Raw genomic sequence first — 17,644 nt, forward strand, 5'->3', positions numbered from 1 at the left:
GTTTCCATCAGGGCCATGTGCCGGTTGAGGCAACGTTTGACCCCACAATCGGCGCGGGCAGATCGCCCGAACGAACGCCTGTGTGGGAACGGAACTTAATCTCTGAAGTTACGGCTGCCCTTAATCTGGTCCCAAGCCCAGACAACTTCCTGAAGCTGCTCTTCCTGACTGCGATCGCCGCCGTTCATGTCGGGGTGTAATACCTTGATGAGCGCTTTGTAGGCCTTGCGCACTTCGGGCTTGCTCCAAGTATCTTTAACTTCCAGAATTTCGACAGCGCGGCGCTCGGTCGGGGGCAGGCGACGTCCGGCCTGCGGTCCACGGCCCGGGTTCTGCGTGGCATTCTTGCCCAAAACCTGATGCGGATCCTCAATGCCCAAACGGGCCCAAGCACGTGCCTCAGGGTCGCCCAGCGGCTTGGTTGTCCGTTCCCAGACCTTGTCTTTGGTCAACTGCGCGTTCAGCTCGGCCTCGGTGGTGCCGTCAAAGAAATTCCATTTGAGGTTATATTCACGCACATGCTGCTGGCAGAACCAGAAATAGTCGTCGAGCACATCCGGCGCTTTGGGCGCACGAAACTTGCCTGCTTCCTGACAGTCTTCATGATCGCACAGCCGCGTCGATGTTTCAGACGCGCCCGACATGCCCCGACGACCACGGGGGTTCTTCTTTTTCGAGGTCGACACGGACATGTCGAATCCGAAGGGATCAGGTTTTGGCATAGTTGGGACCTTTCCGACTCAGGCAGGTGACTTTAGACCCTGTGGAGCGAGATTGAAGGGGGCTTTGAAAAAAATGTCTAAAACGAGCGAAATTGAAGCGGCACTGAACGACGCATTTGCGCCCAGTGAGTTGGAGGTGGTGGACGACAGCGAAAGCCACCGCGGGCATGGCGGGTTCCAGGAGGGCGGCGAAAGCCACTATAACGTGCGCATCAGGTCAGAGGCGTTCAAGGGTATGAGCCGGCTGGCCCGCCACCGAGCGGTGCACGCCGCACTTGGACAGGACCTGATTGGCCGCATCCACGCGCTGGCGCTGGATCTTGGGGAGTAGCGGCACTTTGCATCAGCTATCGGGTTTCTGCGCGGCACGGGCTTTGGCATAGTCGCGCAGGGCCCCATCGTCATCCATATTGGTGGTGTCTTCGACGCCGTTGTCGAGCTGCTTATCCGCGTCCGGTTCAGTAACCCACGTCTCGGTGTCGATCGTGGTCATTGCATCTTGCGCGTCTGGTTCGGTTCCGAGCGTGTCGGATACAGGTGTCTCAGTCTCAAGCGTTTGAGCTTCCCCAACGTCGGCCGCGGCATCTTCATTTGCGGCAATCTGCGCGGCATCGCTGTCGCTCAGCTCCGGCATGTTGGCGGGCGCAGGCAACAGATCAGGGGCGAATGCGTCCTCATGGGCGGTATGCAGGCGGCGAAACACCAGAACATTGCGCCATTCGGTTGTGGTCGAGGTTAGGCCGGACCGCTCGATGCTGGGCAGGGTTTCCGCGCGCTGATACTCCCAACCTTCGGATGAAAGATCGTTCATAAGGCATTCAAGCGCATGAGAAAAACGCGCTTCAGCGCCTTTGACGCCATCGGCCTTCAGGCCACGGTTCGGCGCGGGGACAATCTTGTATTCATATCGCGGCATAAGGCACTCTCAGTCTGGAAGAAGGGTGGTCTATCAAAACCCGCGCTCCGGCGAAAGAGGCTGCGGCACCCGATTTGAGCGCATCCGCGAATTACTGCTTGAGACCGATGCGGCGGCCCAAGCGGTCGGGCACGGGCAGTTCAGCCTGCGCAGCCTTTAGCGCGGCAAGCTTCGAGGCAATCGCTTCCGGCATCGGTGCGACTTTGGGGCCGGATTGGTCAACATGCAGGGTCAGCCCTTCGGCGGTCGCCGCGAGCCAGCCGTCCTCATGCCAAAGCTCCTGATAGGAGTGGAACTTTTTCTCATCGCAATCAATGATATGGAAGGTGGCATAGACCTTGTCGTCCACATGCAACTCGCGCAGATAGCAGACGTGGAATTCCGCCACATAGGTGGTGAATCCGGTCTTTTGATAGGCAAGGCCAAAGCCGAGCGTGGGGTAAATCTCGTCCACCGCCTCGTCAAACAACACGTTGTAATAGGCCATGTTGAGGTGACCGTTAAAGTCGATCCACTCAGGGCGGACCGTCATCAGGGTGGAGCGAAGGGGGTATTGCATGGACGACCTCGGATTTTAAGTGAGACCCCCACCGCGGCACAGCACTGCGCAGAGGTGGGGCCTGATAGACGGGTCGGCGCGGCTCAGCCGTTAAGCTTTGCCGCCACGATGTCGTTGACGGCCTTGGGGTTGGCCTTGCCGCCCGTCGCCTTGATCACCTGACCGACAAACCAGCCTGCCAGCTTGGGGTTTGCTTGGGCTTTGGCGACCTGATCGGGGTTGGCGGCAATGATCTCGTCCACGGCCTTTTCAATCGCGCCGGTGTCGGTGACCTGCTTCATGCCACGCGCTTCGACGATCTGCGCCGGATCTCCGCCTTCGGTATAGACGATCTCGAACAGGTCCTTGGCGATCTTGCCCGAGATCGCGCCCGAGGCGATAAGATCGATAACGCCGCCCAATTGCACAGGCGTCACCGGGCTGTCGCTGATGTCGCGCTCGTCTTTCTTCAGGCGGCCAAACAACTCATTGATCACCCAGTTCGCGGCCATTTTGCCATCGCGGCTCTGCGCCACGGCTTCGAAATAGCCAGCCGAGTCCAGATCAGCGGTCAGCACCGAAGCGTCATAGTCGCTAAGGCCGAAATCATTGATAAAACGCGACTTCTTGGCATCCGGAAGTTCGGGAAGGTTCGCCGCGATAGTATCGACCCATCCCTGCTCAATCTCCAGTGGCAGCAGATCGGGGTCGGGGAAATAGCGGTAATCATGCGCTTCTTCTTTGGACCGCATCGAGCGGGTTTCCTGCTTGTCGGGATCAAACAAACGGGTTTCCTGAGTAACCGTGCCACCGCCCTCGACAATCGCGATTTGACGACGGGCCTCGACCTCGATGGCCTGCTGGATAAATCGCATGGAGTTCATGTTCTTAATCTCGCAGCGGGTGCCGAGGTGGCTGAAATCCTGCGTTGCCTGATATTTCTCGTATTGGCCAACACGGCAGATGGATACGTTCACATCCGCCCGCATTGCGCCGGACTGCATGTCCCCGTTACAGGTGCCCAAATAGCGCATAATCTGGCGCAGCTTGGCCAGATAGGCGGCGGCCTCTTCAGGGCCACGGATATCGGGCTGCGAGACGATTTCCATCAGGCAAACGCCGGTCCGGTTCAGGTCCACAAACGACATCGACGGATCCATGTCATGGATCGATTTGCCTGCGTCCTGTTCCATATGAATACGCTCGACCCGCACCAGACGGGCGGTGCCATCACCAAGCTCGACCAAGACTTCGCCTTCGCCAACAATCGGATGGTAAAGCTGCGAAATCTGATAGCCCTGCGGCAGATCGGGGTAGAAATAGTTTTTGCGGTCAAACGCCGACTTCAGGTTGATCTGAGCCTTGAGGCCCAGCCCTGTGCGCACAGCCTGTTCGATGCAATATTCGTTGATGACCGGCAGCATGCCCGGCATTGCGGCGTCCACAAAGGCCACGTTTGAATTGGGCTCTGCGCCGAATTTGGTCGAGGCACCCGAGAACAGCTTTGCGTTGGAGGCGACCTGCGCGTGGACCTCCATCCCGATCACCAGCTCCCAATCGTGTTTGGCACCGGCGATGACGCGGGGTTTTGGGGTCTCGTAGGTCAAATCAAGCATGGCGGGCTCCTGCGCGGAAAGTGTCGCAGCGGTCTTAGGCCAGCGCAGGGTTTGCCGCAAGTGCTCGGCGACTTCTTGAGGGGGTACAGCTGTGATTTTGCCAATGGCTATTGGCCGGTGCGCTCTGACTTAGGGCGACCGGCCAATACGGCAGTGAGATACGGGTGGCCTCAGCCTGCCTGCGCCACCGGACCGTGATCGGTAAAGACAATCCGATTGCCAGCCGAGATTTCGCGCTGGAACAATGTGGTGATGATCCGCATGGCATCATCGCGCCCCGATGCTGCAAACCGGTTGGGCGAACGGACCCGCAGGTTATTGTCAAAGCCGCGCGCGGCATGGGCCCAGATCATCGGGTGCAACTCTGTCAGATGCTCGCGGATAATCCAGCGGGCGCAGGCGGCAATCTCGGCGCGGTTCTGATCGGCCTCGTCATTGCCTGAAAAAGCCTGCCCGATAGAATTGGCGCAATAGGCTGCCAGCAGGTTGGTGGTATAGGGATCGCAGCGGCGGGCGAGGATGTCGCGCAACCCCTCGACAAAGAACGGTACATCAAGGTTGGCGCAGGCTTTATCGTCGCAGGCGATGGCGTCAAACATCACCCATGTATAGCCGCCTGCACCCCATGTGTCTTGGGTCCGCGACGCCGTGCGCCGTGCCTCAAGCTCCAGTGCCTCATAGCTGCCAAACCACCGGGGTAGCAGATGGTTGCCCATCGCACGCATCGCCCGCGGGTTGGCAGGGTTCAGGTCAATCAGCGCCTCGTATTTATCGGCAACACGGCCTGCAACGTGATCACTGCCGCCGAGCAAGGCACAATAAGTCGATGCCAGCAGCGGGGAGCGCATCTCGCTCGCGCAATAGGGAGCCAGAATATCACTGGCGCGGTCGAAATGCGCTTCAAATGCGTCACGGTTGCGGGTCGGGACTTCGGTATCCCAGCCGTTGCCGCGCCACGCCCAGCCAATGTCGATATGGGACTGGGCCACGATTGCGGCAATGATGTAATCATTCGGGTGATCGGCCAGCACATGCTCCAGGGCTTCGATGCCTTCCAGCAGCGGCGCGTCTCGGGCGGGCTTGCCGTCAATCAATGCATGTTCCACTGCCAAGACCACATCGGCACGCGCGCCGTAGGCCATCAACTCGGCGACAGACATCGAACCGGGCGTCAGAGCGCGGGCATCATCGGCCTTGCGGATTAGCTTGGAAAGCTCTTTCCACTTTTCTTGACGCACCAGTTTTTGCGCAGATAACAGATGCATGTCGCGCAGCTTGTCTTCGGCAGTGGGGTCAGGGCAGGTGATGCGCAGCATGGCGGCTCGCTCGGAGACGCTGGCGCTGCCGGACGGGGTGCGGCGTTGCAGCGGAATCGCCAGTGCCGCGTCGCATTGGCCGATGATCGAGCTCTGCACGGGCTCGGCTTTTCGTCCGGGCAGGTGGCGCTGTAAGAAGGTGCGCATTGCTTTCATAGGTATGTCCGATCGCTGCTCTATTTTCTTTCATCTAGGTATCGGAGTCGTTTGGGGCACAACCGTGGCGGTGCTGAGAAGATATCGCGGAACTCTTGGAGCCGGAAAAAGCGTTTTGCCACAATGCGGTGGCTTGCGGGGCTGATCGTCGCGCAGGCGTGGCTAATGGAGCGACGGTCGGATGATTGTCGCTGATACGGGCACAAGGAATCGGTATTGCTTGCAAACTAATCCAAATCTTAAACATAGTGCGCCGATGAAAAACTTGGTCCTTGGAGGAATGCTGGCCTGTGTGTCAGCGCTGGCGCATGCCGATGTGGAAACGCTGTTACGCCCGACAGCGCGGCCCGATGTGCTGGCCCGTCCCAAGGCCGATCCGTTTGTCGAGACGCCTGAAATTCTTCTTGAGGCGGCGATGACAGCGCCCGCGAATATACCTGACACAGACGCCGACCTGACAACCCGCACGCCGCGATTCACCACGACAATTCGCCCACCTGCGCGTTCGGGTGATGTGCCGCGCACACGCTGGCAACATATGGGCGGGCATGTGATCTGGACCCGTGCGGCGATCTCGGCGCTCAAGGCACATGGCAAACCTTTGGTCGATATGGTGCCGCGCGATATTGAGAACTGGTGTCCCGCCTATAAAACCGGCTCTGACGCGGACCGCCGTGCCTTTTGGGTGGGGTTCATGTCATCGCTTGCCAAGCATGAAAGCACCTATAAGCCTTGGGCAGTCGGGGGCGGCGGGCGTTGGTACGGATTGTTGCAGATTTTGCCCGGTACGGCACGGGGTTATAAATGCAACGTCGGGACCGGTGAGGCGCTTAAGAACGGCGCGGCGAACCTGAGCTGTGCTGTACGCATTCTGGCCCATACCGTGCCGCGTGACGGGGTGATCCATGGCTATAGCGGCGGGCGCGGGCGCGGCGTGACGGCAGATTGGGGCCCAATGCACAGCGCGCCCAAGCGGCAGGACATGGCCCGCTGGCTGCGCCGCCAGAGCTATTGCAAACCCCTTAACGAGACACGGCCGAAGGTTCGGCCCTAAGCATCTATTGTAAAAGCTGAAAGTGGTGGCGTTGTACGGCGAGACCGTGATCTTGAAGCGCGCTCTCAAACGCACGGTGCGGTGGCGTGCATTCAAACGGCAGGCGGATTTTGCGCCCTGTTCTGGTCACCACCGTAGCGCGGACCGAGAAATCCAGCCGTGTATCAAGGCGGATGTGGTCCACTTCTGCCAGCGCCACGTCGGCACGGCGGCGTCCGGAATGCCATGTCAGTTGGTCGTTCGTCAGCGTCAGCCCGCTGGCAGGATTTCGCGCGAGATCATAGATCGCGGGCAGGGTGAAGAGGCCTAGAAAGCCCAAGACCCACCACGCCGCGTCGAACCAGAGCCACGCCGCCGCCAGCATCAGCCAGATCACCGCAACGATGATGCCCGTGCGCCAGTTGCGCGCTTCACATTCAAAGACGAAGTCAGCTGCCACTTGCCGCGCTATCGTCCGCCCGAGACGTCAAGGGTCGATCCGGTGACGTAGCTTGCCTCGTCTGACAGCAGCCACAGCGCCGCGTTGGCGACCTCAATAGCACTGCCAGCGCGTTGCATTGGCACCTTGGCCGCCACCCGCAGTGCGCGGCCAGGTTCACCGCCTTTGGCGTGAATGTCGGTTTCGATCACGCCGGGGCGCAGGGACATCACGCGGATGCCTTCTGCGGCTACTGCATCGGCCAAGCCTTTGGTAAAGGTATCAATTGCCGCTTTTGAGGCCGCGTAATCGACATATTCATGCGCCGATCCCAACCGTGCCGCCGCCGAGGAGATGTTCACGATCGCACCGTCATCGCCCTGCGCCTGCATCCGGCTGACTGCTTCGCCCGCCACCAGAATTGCGCCGATGACGTTGGTATCAAACATCCGCCGCAGCCGTGCGTGGGTAAGCTCCGTCACGGGTACTGCGACATCCACGATACCTGCGTTGTTGATCAGCGCATCCAGTTGGCCAAACTCCACATCGATCTGCGCGAACATATCGGTGATTGCGTCAGGATCGGCGACATCGGCCTGACAGAGCAGCACGCGCGCGCCCGCCATCTCGGCGTCGCGACCAACGGCATCGGCCAACGCATGATTGCTGCGATAATTGAGCACCAGATCATAGCCACGTGTCGCCGCTAGTCGTGCACAAGCGGCACCAATGCCACTGGACGCACCGGTAATCAAAAGGACAGGGCGCATGGTTCAAGCCTTCCGGATGCGCGTCAACATCTCGGTGACATCGCGGCTGAGGGTGGGTTGGGCGAGAATGCGATCAAGCTCGGCGGTGATCAGAGCCTTGCGGTCATCGTCATAGCGCGGCCATGACTGGAACGCCGAACACATCCGCGCCGTGGTTTGCGGATTGACGGGGTCAAGCTTGATCAGCCAGTCGGCGAGAAGTTGGTACCCCTTGCCAGAGTGGTGGTGAAAGCCTGCGTGGTGCATCACAAGGCTGCCGAACACTGCGCGGAACCTGTTGGGGTTCTTCCAGTTGAAATCCGGATGATCAGTAAGGGCGGCAGCCACGTCGGCGGCATCTTCTGGATCGGCTTCAATCACTTGCAGGCCAAACCATTTATCCATCACCAGACGGTCGTTTTTCCATTGTGCTTCAAAGGCTTTTAGCGCGGCACTGCCCCGATCGGCGCGGATCAGATTGGCCAGACCGGACAATTGCTGGGTCATGTTATCTGCCGCGCCGTATTGCGCCTGCGCCTGTACGCCACCATCGGTACGGGTAATGAGGGCCAGCGCGCTATTGGCCAGCGCCCGTTTGCCGGACTGCTCTGCGTCAGGGCGGTATTCAGCCGTTACGAGGTTATCGGCATAGAGTGCGGGCAGCACATCGCGGAAGCGCCGCGCCATTGCCGCGCGCATCGTCTCGGTCGCGGCATAGATCAGATCAGGCTCCGGCACTTCGCCTGCGTCATGGAGCGCCGTCGCGAGGTCGGACTGGCTCGGCAAGCCCATCATCAGGGCGCGGTAGGCGGGGTCCAAGGTTTCGTCCCGTAGAACCGCAAGGATCCCGTCCAGATAAGCCCGGTCAGGCGCCGTACCCTCACGGATCATCGACAGCAGCGATTTGCGCGCCAGCGTGCGGCCCGCTTCCCAGCGATTGAAGGGGTCGGTGTCATGGGCCAGCAGCAGCGCCCGTTCGGTATCATTCAGATCATGGTCCAGCACTACAGGGGCCGAGAAACCGCGCAGGATTGAGGCAACGGGCCGCGCGGCCAGACCATCAAAGGTGAAGCTCTGGCTGGCTTCGGTCATTTCCAGCACGCGTGTTTCGGCAACTTCGTCACCAATGGGGCCGATCAGCCCTACGGATATCGGAATCACCAGCGGCTGTGGCTCGGGTGTGGCGGCACTGGGCGGGGTGTGCTGGGTAAAGGTCAGGGTAAGAGTGTCATCGGCCCAGTCCTCGATGACCTTCAATCGCGGTGTGCCGGCTTGCGAATACCAGCGCTTGAACTGGGTCAGATCGCGGCCCGTGGTATCCTCGAACACCTTGAGCCAATCTTCGATGGTGGCCGCATCGCCGTCGTGCCGCTCGAAGTATAAGTCGAGCGCTGTTGCGTAGGCGTCATCCCCCACCAACCGTTTCAGCATCCCGATAACCTCGGCGCCTTTTTCGTAAACGGTGGCGGTGTAGAAGTTGTTAATCTCCTGAAAGCTCTCGGGCCGTACGGGATGGGCCAGTGGGCCTTGGTCTTCGGCAAACTGGCGTCCGCGCAGATCAATCACATCGCCGATCCGCTTTACGGCAGCCGAGCGCATGTCAGAGGTGAACTGGCTGTCGCGGTAGACTGTCAGCCCTTCCTTGAGGCAAAGCTGGAACCAGTCGCGGCAGGTGATGCGATTGCCGGTCCAGTTGTGGAAATACTCATGGGCGATGATCGCCTCGATCCGCTCGAAGTTCATATCGGTCGAGGTTTCGGGCGAGGCGAGCACAGCAGAGGAGTTGAAAATGTTCAGCCCCTTGTTCTCCATCGCGCCCATGTTGAAATCATCAACCGCGACGATGTTGAACAGATCGAGATCATATTTGCGCCCGTATACCTCCTCGTCCCATTTCATGCTGTCCTTGAGCGCCTGCATGCCGAAGGCGCATTTGCCCTCGTCTCCGGGGCGGACATAGAGGTTGAGATCGACCTTACGACCAGAAGCCGTGGTGAATGTATCGGCGTGGGCGATCAGCTCACCCGCCACCAAAGCAAAGAGGTAGGCAGGCTTGGGCCAAGGATCGTGCCACTCGGCATGGCCCTCGCTTGAAGCTACAGGGTTGCCGTTGGACAACAGCACAGGGTGCGGGCCGTTGATAATGACGGTGAAGACGCTCATCACGTCGGGACGGTCGGGGTAATAGGTGATCTTGCGAAAGCCTTCGGCCTCGCATTGGGTGCAATACATGCCGTTGGACATATAAAGCCCTTCGAGCGCGGTATTGCCCTGCGGGTCAATCTCGACTTCTGATTCCCAGATGAACGGGCCGTCGGGCACATCGCAGGTCAGGCCCTTGTCGGAGACATCGGGCGCGACGGGAGTACCGTCGATGCTGGCGTTGATCAGCTTGAGGTTCTCGCCGTGCAAAAAGAACGTGCGGTCAGTCGCGGCAGGGTTCGGGCGAAAGGCGGTGCGGCTTTTCACGCGGGTGTTTTCAGGGTGCAAATCAAACGTCAGTGTCACCTCATCCACGACGAAGCCAAAGGGGCTGTAGTCGGACAGATAGATGGTCTCGGGGGCTGCGTCGCGCATGGGTAATCCTTGGAACGAATAGGGTTGGCACACGTTATATCTGTAACGCCAGACCCGCAAGCGGGTCATCCCGAGCCCCTAAATTTCAGGAGAAACCTTATGTCTGCCCCCGATACAAACGTCGAGAAACAAGAACGCCAGCACAAGCCCTCACTACTGGGCATTCGCGGCGTCCTTGTCATTGTCGCATTGCTTACGATCGGTCTGGTCTTTTACCTCGCGATCAACAGTTCTGGCCCTGATGATCGGGATGGCGTGAGCGGGGTACCTACCACGGATGTCACCACCGAAACGATGCAGCCTGCAACTAACGATAGTCAGACCCCCGCAGCTCCCGCCGGAAACTGACGCCTCTGCCGTGCCGCATGTGCGTGACGACTACACCGAACAATTGGTTAGGGGCGCTTGTATCAAGCGCCCTTCATCGTAGGACGACCGTAACGAGAGCTTGAGCGCTGTTTGGTAAAGTATTCTTACCAAAGCCGCAAATTGTGTTTGTAATCCCCCCAAAGCTCATTCAGTCTGCGGCCGAACATCCGGCAGAGCGGCCGGACCCAGCGGAGGATAGATTGCGTGACAGGTAGGACAGACAAGAGCGGTTTGCAGGTGGATACCGACCTCGCGACTTTCATCGACACGCAGGTGTTACCAGAGACGGGCGTCGCGCAGGGGGCCTTCTGGTCCGGTTTCTCCGCACTGGTTCATGATCTCGCGCCGAAAAACCGCGACCTTCTGACCAAGCGTGAAGATCTCCAAAGCCGCATTGATACATGGCACAAAGACCGCAAAGGTCAGGACCACGACGATGAGGCCTATTTGGCGTTCCTGGAGAGCATCGGCTACCTCGTGCCAGCACCCGAAGCGTTCGAGATTGAGACGACAAATGTCGATCCGGAGATTGCCACTGTGCCCGGGCCGCAACTCGTGGTGCCCATCACCAATGCACGCTTTGCGCTAAATGCCGCCAATGCGCGGTGGGGCAGCTTGTACGATGCGCTTTACGGCACCGATGCGCTGGGCGATCTGCCTGCGGGCAAGGGCTATGATGTCGCGCGTGGGACACGGGTTGTGGCGCGGGCCAAGGCGATGTTGGATGACGTGTTTCCGCTGGCAGTCGGCACGCATATGTCGGCCACCGGATACCGGATCGAAAATGGTGGGCTGATTGTCGCCGTGGGTGACGGTGTGCCTTTGGAAGATCCCGCGCAGTTTGTCGGCTATCGCGGTGATGCAGCGGCACCTACGCATATTCTTTTAAAAAACAATGGTCTGCATGTCGAAATCAATGTCGATGCAGCGCATTCGATTGGCAAAGACGATCCGGCGCATGTCTCGGACGTGGTGCTGGAATCTGCCCTGTCGACGATCATGGACTGCGAAGACAGCGTTGCCGCAGTGGATGCCGAAGACAAGATTGGCGCCTATGCCAACTGGCTCGGCCTGATGAAGGGTGATCTGCAAGAAACCTTTGAAAAGGGCGGCGCACAGGTCACACGGGCGATGAACCCCGACCGCACCTACACAACACCAGACGGGGGCGAACTGGTATTGAAGGGCCGTTCCTTGATGCTGGTCCGCAATGTCGGGCATCTGATGACCAATCCTGCGATCCTTGACCGTGACGGCCATGAGATCGGCGAAGGGCTGATGGATGCGATGATTACCACGCTGATTGCGATGCACGATCTGGCCCGCGATGGCGGCAACTCCGTCACTGGCAGCGTCTATGTGGTGAAGCCCAAGATGCACGGGCCCGAAGAAGTCGCCTTTGCCGACGAGATATTCACGCGGGTCGAAGAGGTGCTGGGCCTGCCGCAGAATACTGTCAAGCTGGGCATTATGGACGAGGAGCGGCGCACTTCTGCCAATCTTGCGGCCTGTATCAAAGCGGCAAAGCACCGTGTTGCTTTTATCAACACTGGTTTTCTAGACCGCACAGGCGATGAGATCCACACGTCGATGGAGGCGGGTGCGATGGTGCCCAAAGGCGAGATGAAAAACGCCGCATGGATTTCAGCCTATGAGGACCGCAACGTTGATATCGGGTTGGCTTGCGGATTGCAGGGCCGTGCCCAGATCGGCAAAGGCATGTGGGCGATGCCGGACCTGATGGCGAATATGCTGGAGGCAAAGATCGGCCATCCGATGGCGGGTGCAAATTGTGCTTGGGTTCCATCGCCGACCGCCGCCACATTGCACGCCACCCATTACCACAAGGTTGATGTATTGGCGCGCCAGAGTGAGATCAGGGATGCGGGGCCGCGTGCTGGTCTGCGCGAACTGCTGACCATTCCGGTGATGGCGCAGCGCAACCTCTCCGAAGAGGAAGTGACCCGCGAGATCGAGAATAATGCGCAGGGCATTCTGGGCTATGTTGTGCGTTGGATCGACCAGGGGGTGGGGTGCTCAAAGGTGCCTGACATCAACGATGTCGGTCTGATGGAAGACCGCGCCACCTGCCGGATTTCTGCGCAGGCACTAGCGAACTGGCTGCATCACGGGCTGGTCACGCCCGAGCGGATGACAGCCGTAATGCAGAAGATGGCCGCCGTGGTGGATCGTCAAAACGCCAGCGATCCGGCGTATCACCCGATGGGGCCGTCTTTTGATGGTGTCGCCTTCCGTGCCGCTTGCGATCTGGTTTTTGAGGGCCGTGCCCAGCCGTCCGGCTATACCGAGCCGGTTTTGCATGCCCGACGTTTGGAACTTAAAGCCGCAAATGCAGGCTAGGCTGAAGCGATGAGGGGGCGGTCAGCCCCCTCAGAATTTTCCATATACAAAAGCCAGAAAGAATAGACACATGATTGTTACACTTAAGAAAGCCCGCACGATTGTCCGCAAAGCCTTGGAAAAGGGCCGCGCGTTAGAACTGAAACCGCTGTCGGTCGTGGTGCTGGATGCGGGCGGTCATGTTGTTGCGTTCGAGCGTGAGGATGGCGCGTCAGCGGGGCGTTTTGCGATTGCGCATGGTAAGGCTTACGGGGCGGTGATGCTCGGCATGGCGGGCACAGCGCAGATGAAACGCGCCGAAGATCAGGCGTACTTTATGAATGCGGTGAATGGGGTTTTTGGCGGCCAAGTCGTGCCGGTGCCGGGTGGTGTGTTGCTGCGCAATCCCAAGGGTATTGTGCTGGGTGCGGTCGGTGTGACGGGCGATAGCTCGGACAATGATGCGATTGCAGCGATGGCGGGGATTGAAGCTGCAGGTATGACCGGCGAGATTTAACAGCTCGGGTTGAGCTGTGCTGCGCTGCGGCTTATGCTTGGGGTCAAGCTGACAAACTAAGGTGTGTTCATGGCCCGACCCGTCGTTGGAATTATTGGTAATACCCATCTGATTAACGATTCGTATCTGGTTCATGGGGCGGGGCAATTGAACTCGCAGGCGGTGTCCGAGGTATCGCAATGCGTGCCGCTGATCATCCCTGCGGATCCGGCTTTGATGGATGTGCGGGATTTGATGGAAGCCTGTGACGGATTTTTGTTTACCGGCGGGCGGCCCAATGTGCACCCCGAGGAGTACGGCGAGGCAGAAACCGTCGCACACGGAGCTTTTGACCGGGCGCGGGACCGCCTGACGCTGCCGCTTATCCGCGCTTGTGTGGAACGCGGGCAGCCATTTTTGGGTATTTGCCGTGGGTTTCAAGAAATTAACGTCGCGATGGGCGGCAGCTTGTTTCCTGAAATCCGCGAGTTGCCCGGTCGGATGAACCACCGGATGCCCCCCGACGGCACGATCGAAGAAAAGTTTGAATTGCGCCATGACATCACCTTTACCGAGGGCGGGGTGTTCCATGAGGTGATGGGAGCCATGCGGGTCCGGACCAACACGCTGCACGGGCAGGGGATCAATAAACCGGGCCCCCGTATCGTGATTGATGGCCATGCCGAAGATGGCACACCCGAGGCGCTTTACGTGCAGGGGGCGGCTGGCTTTACCTTGGCCGTACAATGGCACCCTGAGTGGAATGCCGGTCAGGATCCGGTGTCGCGCCCCTTGTTCGAGCGGTTTGGCGATGCGGCCCGCAGTTGGGCGGCGCGTGGCGACGCCCCAGCTTTGAAAGTCGTTTAAGCGAAAGAGCGCGCGCTGCCTGCACGTTGAGTTCAGGCAACGCTTGTGCCAGATGGCTACATCTGGCCACCTGCAATTTCGATTGACTGGCCGTTGATGCTGCCTGAATTCGACCCGACCAGCCAAGCGGCGGCTGCAGCCACCTCTGCGGGGGTGATCAGGCGCTTGTGACGGTTGGAATTTACCATGATGTCGCGGGCTTTTTCCTCGCTCAGCCCCGCACGCTGCGCGATGGAGGCGGTGTTGCGTGTTACGATGGGTGTATCAACATAACCCGGACAAATGGAATTAAAGGTAAGCGGCTGACCGATGTATTCTTCGCTGAGCGAACGGACCAGCCCGATCATCCCGTGTTTTGAAGCCGAGTAGCAGGCTGCGCCGGGCAGGCCGCGCAGACCCGCCATTGAGGATATTGCGATTACGCGGCCCCAATCGGTTTGGCGCATGGATTGCAGGCTCTCGCGGATGGTCAGAAAAGCGCCATCAAGGTTGGTGGCCATCATGTCGCGCCAGAACGCCATATCGGTCTTATGCAGGGCTTTGCCCGTGGCGATGCCCGCATTTGCCACACAGATTTGCACAGGGCCGCGGGCTTTTACGGCGGCAGCGATGGTCGCGACAACCTCGTCTTCATTGCGCACGTCCATCGCTATGCCAGTGATATGATCGGTGGACACCTCGTCCAGCACCTCTTGCCGCCGACCAGTGATGGTCACGCGGGCACCTTTTGCTGCGAGGTCTTGCGCGATGGCGAGGCCGATGCCAGTGCCGCCGCCGGTAATGAGCGCGTGTTTGCCTGTTAGGTCCATGTTTTTCCTCCTGATTGCAGCGGGCATGCTGCCGCTGGAGAGGATGGTGCGCAAGGGCCAAGCGGGGCGCGCAGGCGTGGCCGTTACGTCACGCTCGCCGCGCAGGTATTGCGAATACGCATCAAGCGTTGCAGGGCGATTCCGGCTTGGGTAGATCAGAGGCAGGTAACCTGAACACAGGGCCCATCAGATAAGATATTGGAGCAGTAGATGAATAAATTTATGACAGCCGCAATTGCGGTGGCGACGCTCGGCGTGACAGGCGCGCAGGCAGGGGAGATGACCGGCGGGTCGCTCGGTCTGTCATACTCCTCGTTTTCCGACGGCGATTTCGGCGATAAAGCTTCGATCGAAGGATCGGTTGAATTTGGCATTACCCGCAATTTTGCAGTGCAAGCGGATTTGGCACACCACCGCGCCGGCGAAACTGATCTGAATTCGACCAATATCGGCCTGCATGGCATCTATCACATGGATGAGATGACCTCGTTTGGTGCTTTTGTTGTGCGCGAAGATACTAACTTCGGCAACATTGACTATATCGGGCTCGAAGCCGGGTATGACGCCGGAATTATGGATTTTGAGGGCTACCTTGCCAGAGCAGATATCGCCTCCGAAGATGGTACGCTGATCGGCCTTTCGGGACGCTACGAGTTTGCAAACTCGGTTGGTTTGACAGTTGGCTATGATCGCGCCGACGTAGATGTGCTCGACATATCTGTCTTCTCTGCGGGGCTTGATGCTGACGTTTCTCCAAACCTGAACCTGTTTGTCGAAGCCGGTGTGGGCAAAGTTGCGGCTTTGGGTTTTTCCGAAACGGATGCCTTCATGGGCATTGGCGGCAAGTACGCCTTTGGTGCAAAGCGCGGAGCGACTTTCGAGCAACGCGGATTCAGTTCTGTATTGCCTGGTCTATAAAGCTGACAGTAGGTCGCTATGCGTGATCTGGATCGCGCTACGGGAAGGTTTGCGTTGGATTGTTGCGTCATTTCGCATCAAAACGACATAAATGAACCAGTGGCGCTTTCCAATACTTGTGCACCTGCGGCATGCGCGGTATCGCTTCGATAACAAAATTGCGCTGTTCTTGGCGCGATCGATTTGATCGGGGGGTATTGGATGAAGATCGGCACACCAACAGAAACCTTTGAAGGCGAGGCACGGGTCGCGATGACGCCCGACTCGGCTTTGGCGCTACAAAAGCTCGGGCATGAATGCGTCATCGAAAGCGGGGCAGGCGCCCTAGCTGGCTTTGACGATGCGTCCTACAAAGCGGCGGGCGTCGAGGTGGTTGATACCACCGAAGCGCTCTGGAGCGCGGTTGATGTGATCGCCAAAGTGCGCGCACCTTCAGAGGCCGAGGTTGCGCGGCTGCGCGACGACCAGACGCTGATCTCCTTCTTCAATCCGGCTGGCAACAAAGAGCTGATGGAAGCTGCGGCCTCCAAGGGAGCCACACTGATCGCGATGGACATGGTCCCGCGGATCAGCCGCGCCCAGAAGATGGACGCGCTGAGCTCGATGGCCAATATCGCGGGCTACCGCGCTGTCATCGAAGCGGGCAATAACTTCCCGCGCTTCTTCACTGGGCAGATCACGGCAGCAGGTAAAGTGCCGCCCGCCAAAGTTCTGGTTGTGGGCGCTGGTGTCGCCGGTTTGGCCGCGATCGGCACCGCGACCTCGCTTGGTGCAATCACCTACGCCTTTGACGTGCGGCCAGAAGTGGCTGAACAGGTCGAGAGCATGGGCGCCGAGTTTGTGTACCTTGATTTTGAGGAAGAGCAGCAGGACGGTTCCGCTTCTGGCGGCTATGCCTCTGTTTCCTCGCCGGAATTTCGCGAAGCCCAGCTTGCCAAATTCCGCGAACTGGCCCCCGATATGGACATCGTGATCACCACCGCGTTGATCCCGAACCGCGAAGCGCCGGAGCTTTGGACCGAAGATATGGTCGCCGCGATGAAGCCGGGCAGCGTGATTGTCGACCTGGCAGCAGAGAAGGGCGGCAACTGCAAGCTGACTGTGCCGGACGAGAAGATCGTGACCAAGAACGGCGTCACCATCGTTGGCTATACCGATTTCCCCAGCCGGATGGCGACACAAGCCAGCACGCTTTACGCGACCAACATCCGTCACATGATGACCGATCTGACGCCCGATAAGGACGGCAAGATCAATCACAACATGGAAGATGACGTGATCCGTGGCGCGACCATCACCCATGCCGGTGATGTAACCTTCCCGCCGCCACCGCCCAAAGTAGCGGCGATTGCGGCAGCGCCCAAAAAAGCGCCCGTGAAAGAGCTGACACCCGACGAGAAGCGCGCCGCCGAAACGGCTGCATTCAAGGCGGCCACCAGATCGCAAGTGACCTTGCTGGTGGTGGGCGGGGCGATCATGTTGCTGATCGGCGCATTTGCACCGGCGAGCTTTATGCAGCACTTCATCGTGTTTGCCTTGGCCTGCTTCATCGGCTTCCAAGTCATCTGGAATGTCAGCCACGCGCTGCACACACCGCTGATGGCCGTCACCAATGCCATCTCGGGGATCGTGATCCTCGGGGCGCTGTTGCAGGTCGGATCGGGCAGTTGGCTGGTGGTCTTCCTCAGCTTCGTGTCCATTCTCATTGCCTCCATCAACGTGGTGGGTGGCTTCCTCGTGACACGGCGCATGCTCGCCATGTTCCAGAAATCCTGAGGGGGTC

Annotated in this window: 17 protein-coding genes; 8 read left to right on the forward strand and 9 right to left on the reverse strand. The window is 59.2% G+C overall.

The features are described 5' to 3' along the window. Positions 1–95: 95 nt before the first annotated feature. Complete coding sequence (locus BM174_RS12890; protein ID WP_093924276.1) at positions 96–722, reverse strand: J domain-containing protein; 627 nt, start codon at positions 720–722, stop codon at positions 96–98. A gap of 73 nt (positions 723–795) precedes the next feature. Between BM174_RS12890 and BM174_RS12895 the strand changes: the two genes are divergently transcribed. Beyond that, the gene (locus BM174_RS12895) at positions 796–1,053 is read left to right on the forward strand and encodes a BolA family protein (RefSeq protein WP_093924277.1); all 258 of its coding nucleotides are present in this window, start codon (positions 796–798) and stop codon (positions 1,051–1,053) included. A 12-nt stretch (positions 1,054–1,065) separates the two neighbouring features. On the opposite strand, the gene BM174_RS21420 is transcribed toward BM174_RS12895, so the two are convergent. The 4 genes from BM174_RS21420 to BM174_RS12915 form a co-directional block, all read right to left on the reverse strand. After that, positions 1,066–1,638, reverse strand: a complete 573-nt coding sequence (locus BM174_RS21420; RefSeq protein ID WP_245766362.1) for a DUF4177 domain-containing protein — start codon at positions 1,636–1,638, stop codon at positions 1,066–1,068. A 91-nt stretch (positions 1,639–1,729) separates the two neighbouring features. Beyond that, a complete protein-coding gene (locus tag BM174_RS12905) occupies positions 1,730–2,197 on the reverse strand; it encodes a thioesterase family protein (RefSeq protein WP_093924278.1) in 468 nt (155 codons plus the stop codon). Positions 2,198–2,280: 83 nt separating this feature from the next. Then, positions 2,281–3,792 (reverse strand): Asp-tRNA(Asn)/Glu-tRNA(Gln) amidotransferase subunit GatB, encoded by a 1,512-nt coding sequence (gatB, locus tag BM174_RS12910; RefSeq protein WP_093924279.1) that lies wholly within the window; start codon positions 3,790–3,792, stop codon positions 2,281–2,283. Positions 3,793–3,962: 170 nt separating this feature from the next. After that, positions 3,963–5,264, reverse strand: a complete 1,302-nt coding sequence (locus tag BM174_RS12915) for a hypothetical protein (protein WP_245766363.1) — start codon at positions 5,262–5,264, stop codon at positions 3,963–3,965. Positions 5,265–5,520: 256 nt separating this feature from the next. Here BM174_RS12915 and BM174_RS12920 point away from each other — a divergent pair, with 256 nt between their 5' ends. Next, on the forward strand, positions 5,521–6,318 hold the full coding sequence (locus BM174_RS12920) for a transglycosylase SLT domain-containing protein (protein WP_245766364.1): 798 nt from the start codon (positions 5,521–5,523) through the stop codon (positions 6,316–6,318). A 4-nt stretch (positions 6,319–6,322) separates the two neighbouring features. Here the strand turns inward: BM174_RS12920 and BM174_RS12925 are convergent, their stop codons facing one another. Genes BM174_RS12925 through pepN form a run of 3 tightly spaced genes read right to left on the reverse strand, consistent with a single transcriptional unit; the run spans position 6,323 to position 10,062 of the window. Then, complete coding sequence (locus BM174_RS12925) at positions 6,323–6,757, reverse strand: hypothetical protein (protein ID WP_177209479.1); 435 nt, start codon at positions 6,755–6,757, stop codon at positions 6,323–6,325. Positions 6,758–6,765: 8 nt separating this feature from the next. After that, complete coding sequence (locus tag BM174_RS12930; protein WP_093924281.1) at positions 6,766–7,506, reverse strand: SDR family oxidoreductase; 741 nt, start codon at positions 7,504–7,506, stop codon at positions 6,766–6,768. Between the two features lie 3 nt (positions 7,507–7,509). Next, the gene (gene pepN, locus BM174_RS12935; protein ID WP_093924282.1) at positions 7,510–10,062 is read right to left on the reverse strand and encodes an aminopeptidase N; all 2,553 of its coding nucleotides are present in this window, start codon (positions 10,060–10,062) and stop codon (positions 7,510–7,512) included. A 99-nt stretch (positions 10,063–10,161) separates the two neighbouring features. Between pepN and BM174_RS12940 the strand changes: the two genes are divergently transcribed. The 4 genes from BM174_RS12940 to BM174_RS12955 all read left to right on the forward strand — a co-directional run bounded on the left by BM174_RS12940 (position 10,162) and on the right by BM174_RS12955 (position 14,134). Further along, positions 10,162–10,410 carry a hypothetical protein gene (locus BM174_RS12940; protein ID WP_093924283.1) on the forward strand — a complete coding sequence of 83 codons (249 nt, stop codon included), beginning with the start codon at positions 10,162–10,164 and terminating at the stop codon, positions 10,408–10,410. Positions 10,411–10,635: 225 nt separating this feature from the next. Then, positions 10,636–12,792, forward strand: a complete 2,157-nt coding sequence (locus BM174_RS12945; RefSeq protein WP_093924284.1) for a malate synthase G — start codon at positions 10,636–10,638, stop codon at positions 12,790–12,792. 70 nt (positions 12,793–12,862) lie between these two features. Next, positions 12,863–13,288: a GlcG/HbpS family heme-binding protein gene (locus BM174_RS12950; protein ID WP_093924285.1), complete on the forward strand. Its 426-nt coding sequence runs from the start codon at positions 12,863–12,865 to the stop codon at positions 13,286–13,288. Between the two features lie 69 nt (positions 13,289–13,357). Next, positions 13,358–14,134 carry a gamma-glutamyl-gamma-aminobutyrate hydrolase family protein gene (locus BM174_RS12955; RefSeq protein WP_093924286.1) on the forward strand — a complete coding sequence of 259 codons (777 nt, stop codon included), beginning with the start codon at positions 13,358–13,360 and terminating at the stop codon, positions 14,132–14,134. A gap of 56 nt (positions 14,135–14,190) precedes the next feature. Here the strand turns inward: BM174_RS12955 and BM174_RS12960 are convergent, their stop codons facing one another. Beyond that, a complete protein-coding gene (locus BM174_RS12960) occupies positions 14,191–14,943 on the reverse strand; it encodes an SDR family NAD(P)-dependent oxidoreductase (protein ID WP_093924287.1) in 753 nt (250 codons plus the stop codon). Positions 14,944–15,153: 210 nt separating this feature from the next. Here BM174_RS12960 and BM174_RS12965 point away from each other — a divergent pair, with 210 nt between their 5' ends. Next, positions 15,154–15,861, forward strand: a complete 708-nt coding sequence (locus tag BM174_RS12965) for a hypothetical protein (protein ID WP_093924288.1) — start codon at positions 15,154–15,156, stop codon at positions 15,859–15,861. A 201-nt stretch (positions 15,862–16,062) separates the two neighbouring features. Continuing rightward, on the forward strand, positions 16,063–17,637 hold the full coding sequence (locus tag BM174_RS12970; RefSeq protein ID WP_093924289.1) for a Re/Si-specific NAD(P)(+) transhydrogenase subunit alpha: 1,575 nt from the start codon (positions 16,063–16,065) through the stop codon (positions 17,635–17,637). Positions 17,638–17,644: the final 7 nt, after the last annotated feature.

The sequence above is a fragment of the Sulfitobacter brevis genome (genome assembly GCF_900112755.1).
GTDB classification, from domain to species: Bacteria; Pseudomonadota; Alphaproteobacteria; order Rhodobacterales; family Rhodobacteraceae; genus Sulfitobacter; species Sulfitobacter brevis.

Excerpts from the sequence above, each read along its gene's own strand:
- BM174_RS12890 (WP_093924276.1), bottom strand. The coding sequence starts at position 722 with ATGCCAAAACCTGATCCCTTCGGATTCGACATGTCCGTGTCGACCTCG.
- BM174_RS12895 (WP_093924277.1), top strand. The coding sequence starts at position 796 with ATGTCTAAAACGAGCGAAATTGAAGCGGCACTGAACGACGCATTTGCG.
- BM174_RS21420 (WP_245766362.1), bottom strand. The coding sequence starts at position 1,638 with ATGCCGCGATATGAATACAAGATTGTCCCCGCGCCGAACCGTGGCCTG.
- BM174_RS12905 (WP_093924278.1), bottom strand. The coding sequence starts at position 2,197 with ATGCAATACCCCCTTCGCTCCACCCTGATGACGGTCCGCCCTGAGTGG.
- gatB (WP_093924279.1), bottom strand. The coding sequence starts at position 3,792 with ATGCTTGATTTGACCTACGAGACCCCAAAACCCCGCGTCATCGCCGGT.
- BM174_RS12915 (WP_245766363.1), bottom strand. The coding sequence starts at position 5,264 with ATGAAAGCAATGCGCACCTTCTTACAGCGCCACCTGCCCGGACGAAAA.
- BM174_RS12920 (WP_245766364.1), top strand. The coding sequence starts at position 5,521 with ATGAAAAACTTGGTCCTTGGAGGAATGCTGGCCTGTGTGTCAGCGCTG.
- BM174_RS12930 (WP_093924281.1), bottom strand. The coding sequence starts at position 7,506 with ATGCGCCCTGTCCTTTTGATTACCGGTGCGTCCAGTGGCATTGGTGCC.
- pepN (WP_093924282.1), bottom strand. The coding sequence starts at position 10,062 with ATGCGCGACGCAGCCCCCGAGACCATCTATCTGTCCGACTACAGCCCC.
- BM174_RS12940 (WP_093924283.1), top strand. The coding sequence starts at position 10,162 with ATGTCTGCCCCCGATACAAACGTCGAGAAACAAGAACGCCAGCACAAG.
- BM174_RS12950 (WP_093924285.1), top strand. The coding sequence starts at position 12,863 with ATGATTGTTACACTTAAGAAAGCCCGCACGATTGTCCGCAAAGCCTTG.
- BM174_RS12955 (WP_093924286.1), top strand. The coding sequence starts at position 13,358 with ATGGCCCGACCCGTCGTTGGAATTATTGGTAATACCCATCTGATTAAC.
- BM174_RS12960 (WP_093924287.1), bottom strand. The coding sequence starts at position 14,943 with ATGGACCTAACAGGCAAACACGCGCTCATTACCGGCGGCGGCACTGGC.
- BM174_RS12965 (WP_093924288.1), top strand. The coding sequence starts at position 15,154 with ATGAATAAATTTATGACAGCCGCAATTGCGGTGGCGACGCTCGGCGTG.
- BM174_RS12970 (WP_093924289.1), top strand. The coding sequence starts at position 16,063 with ATGAAGATCGGCACACCAACAGAAACCTTTGAAGGCGAGGCACGGGTC.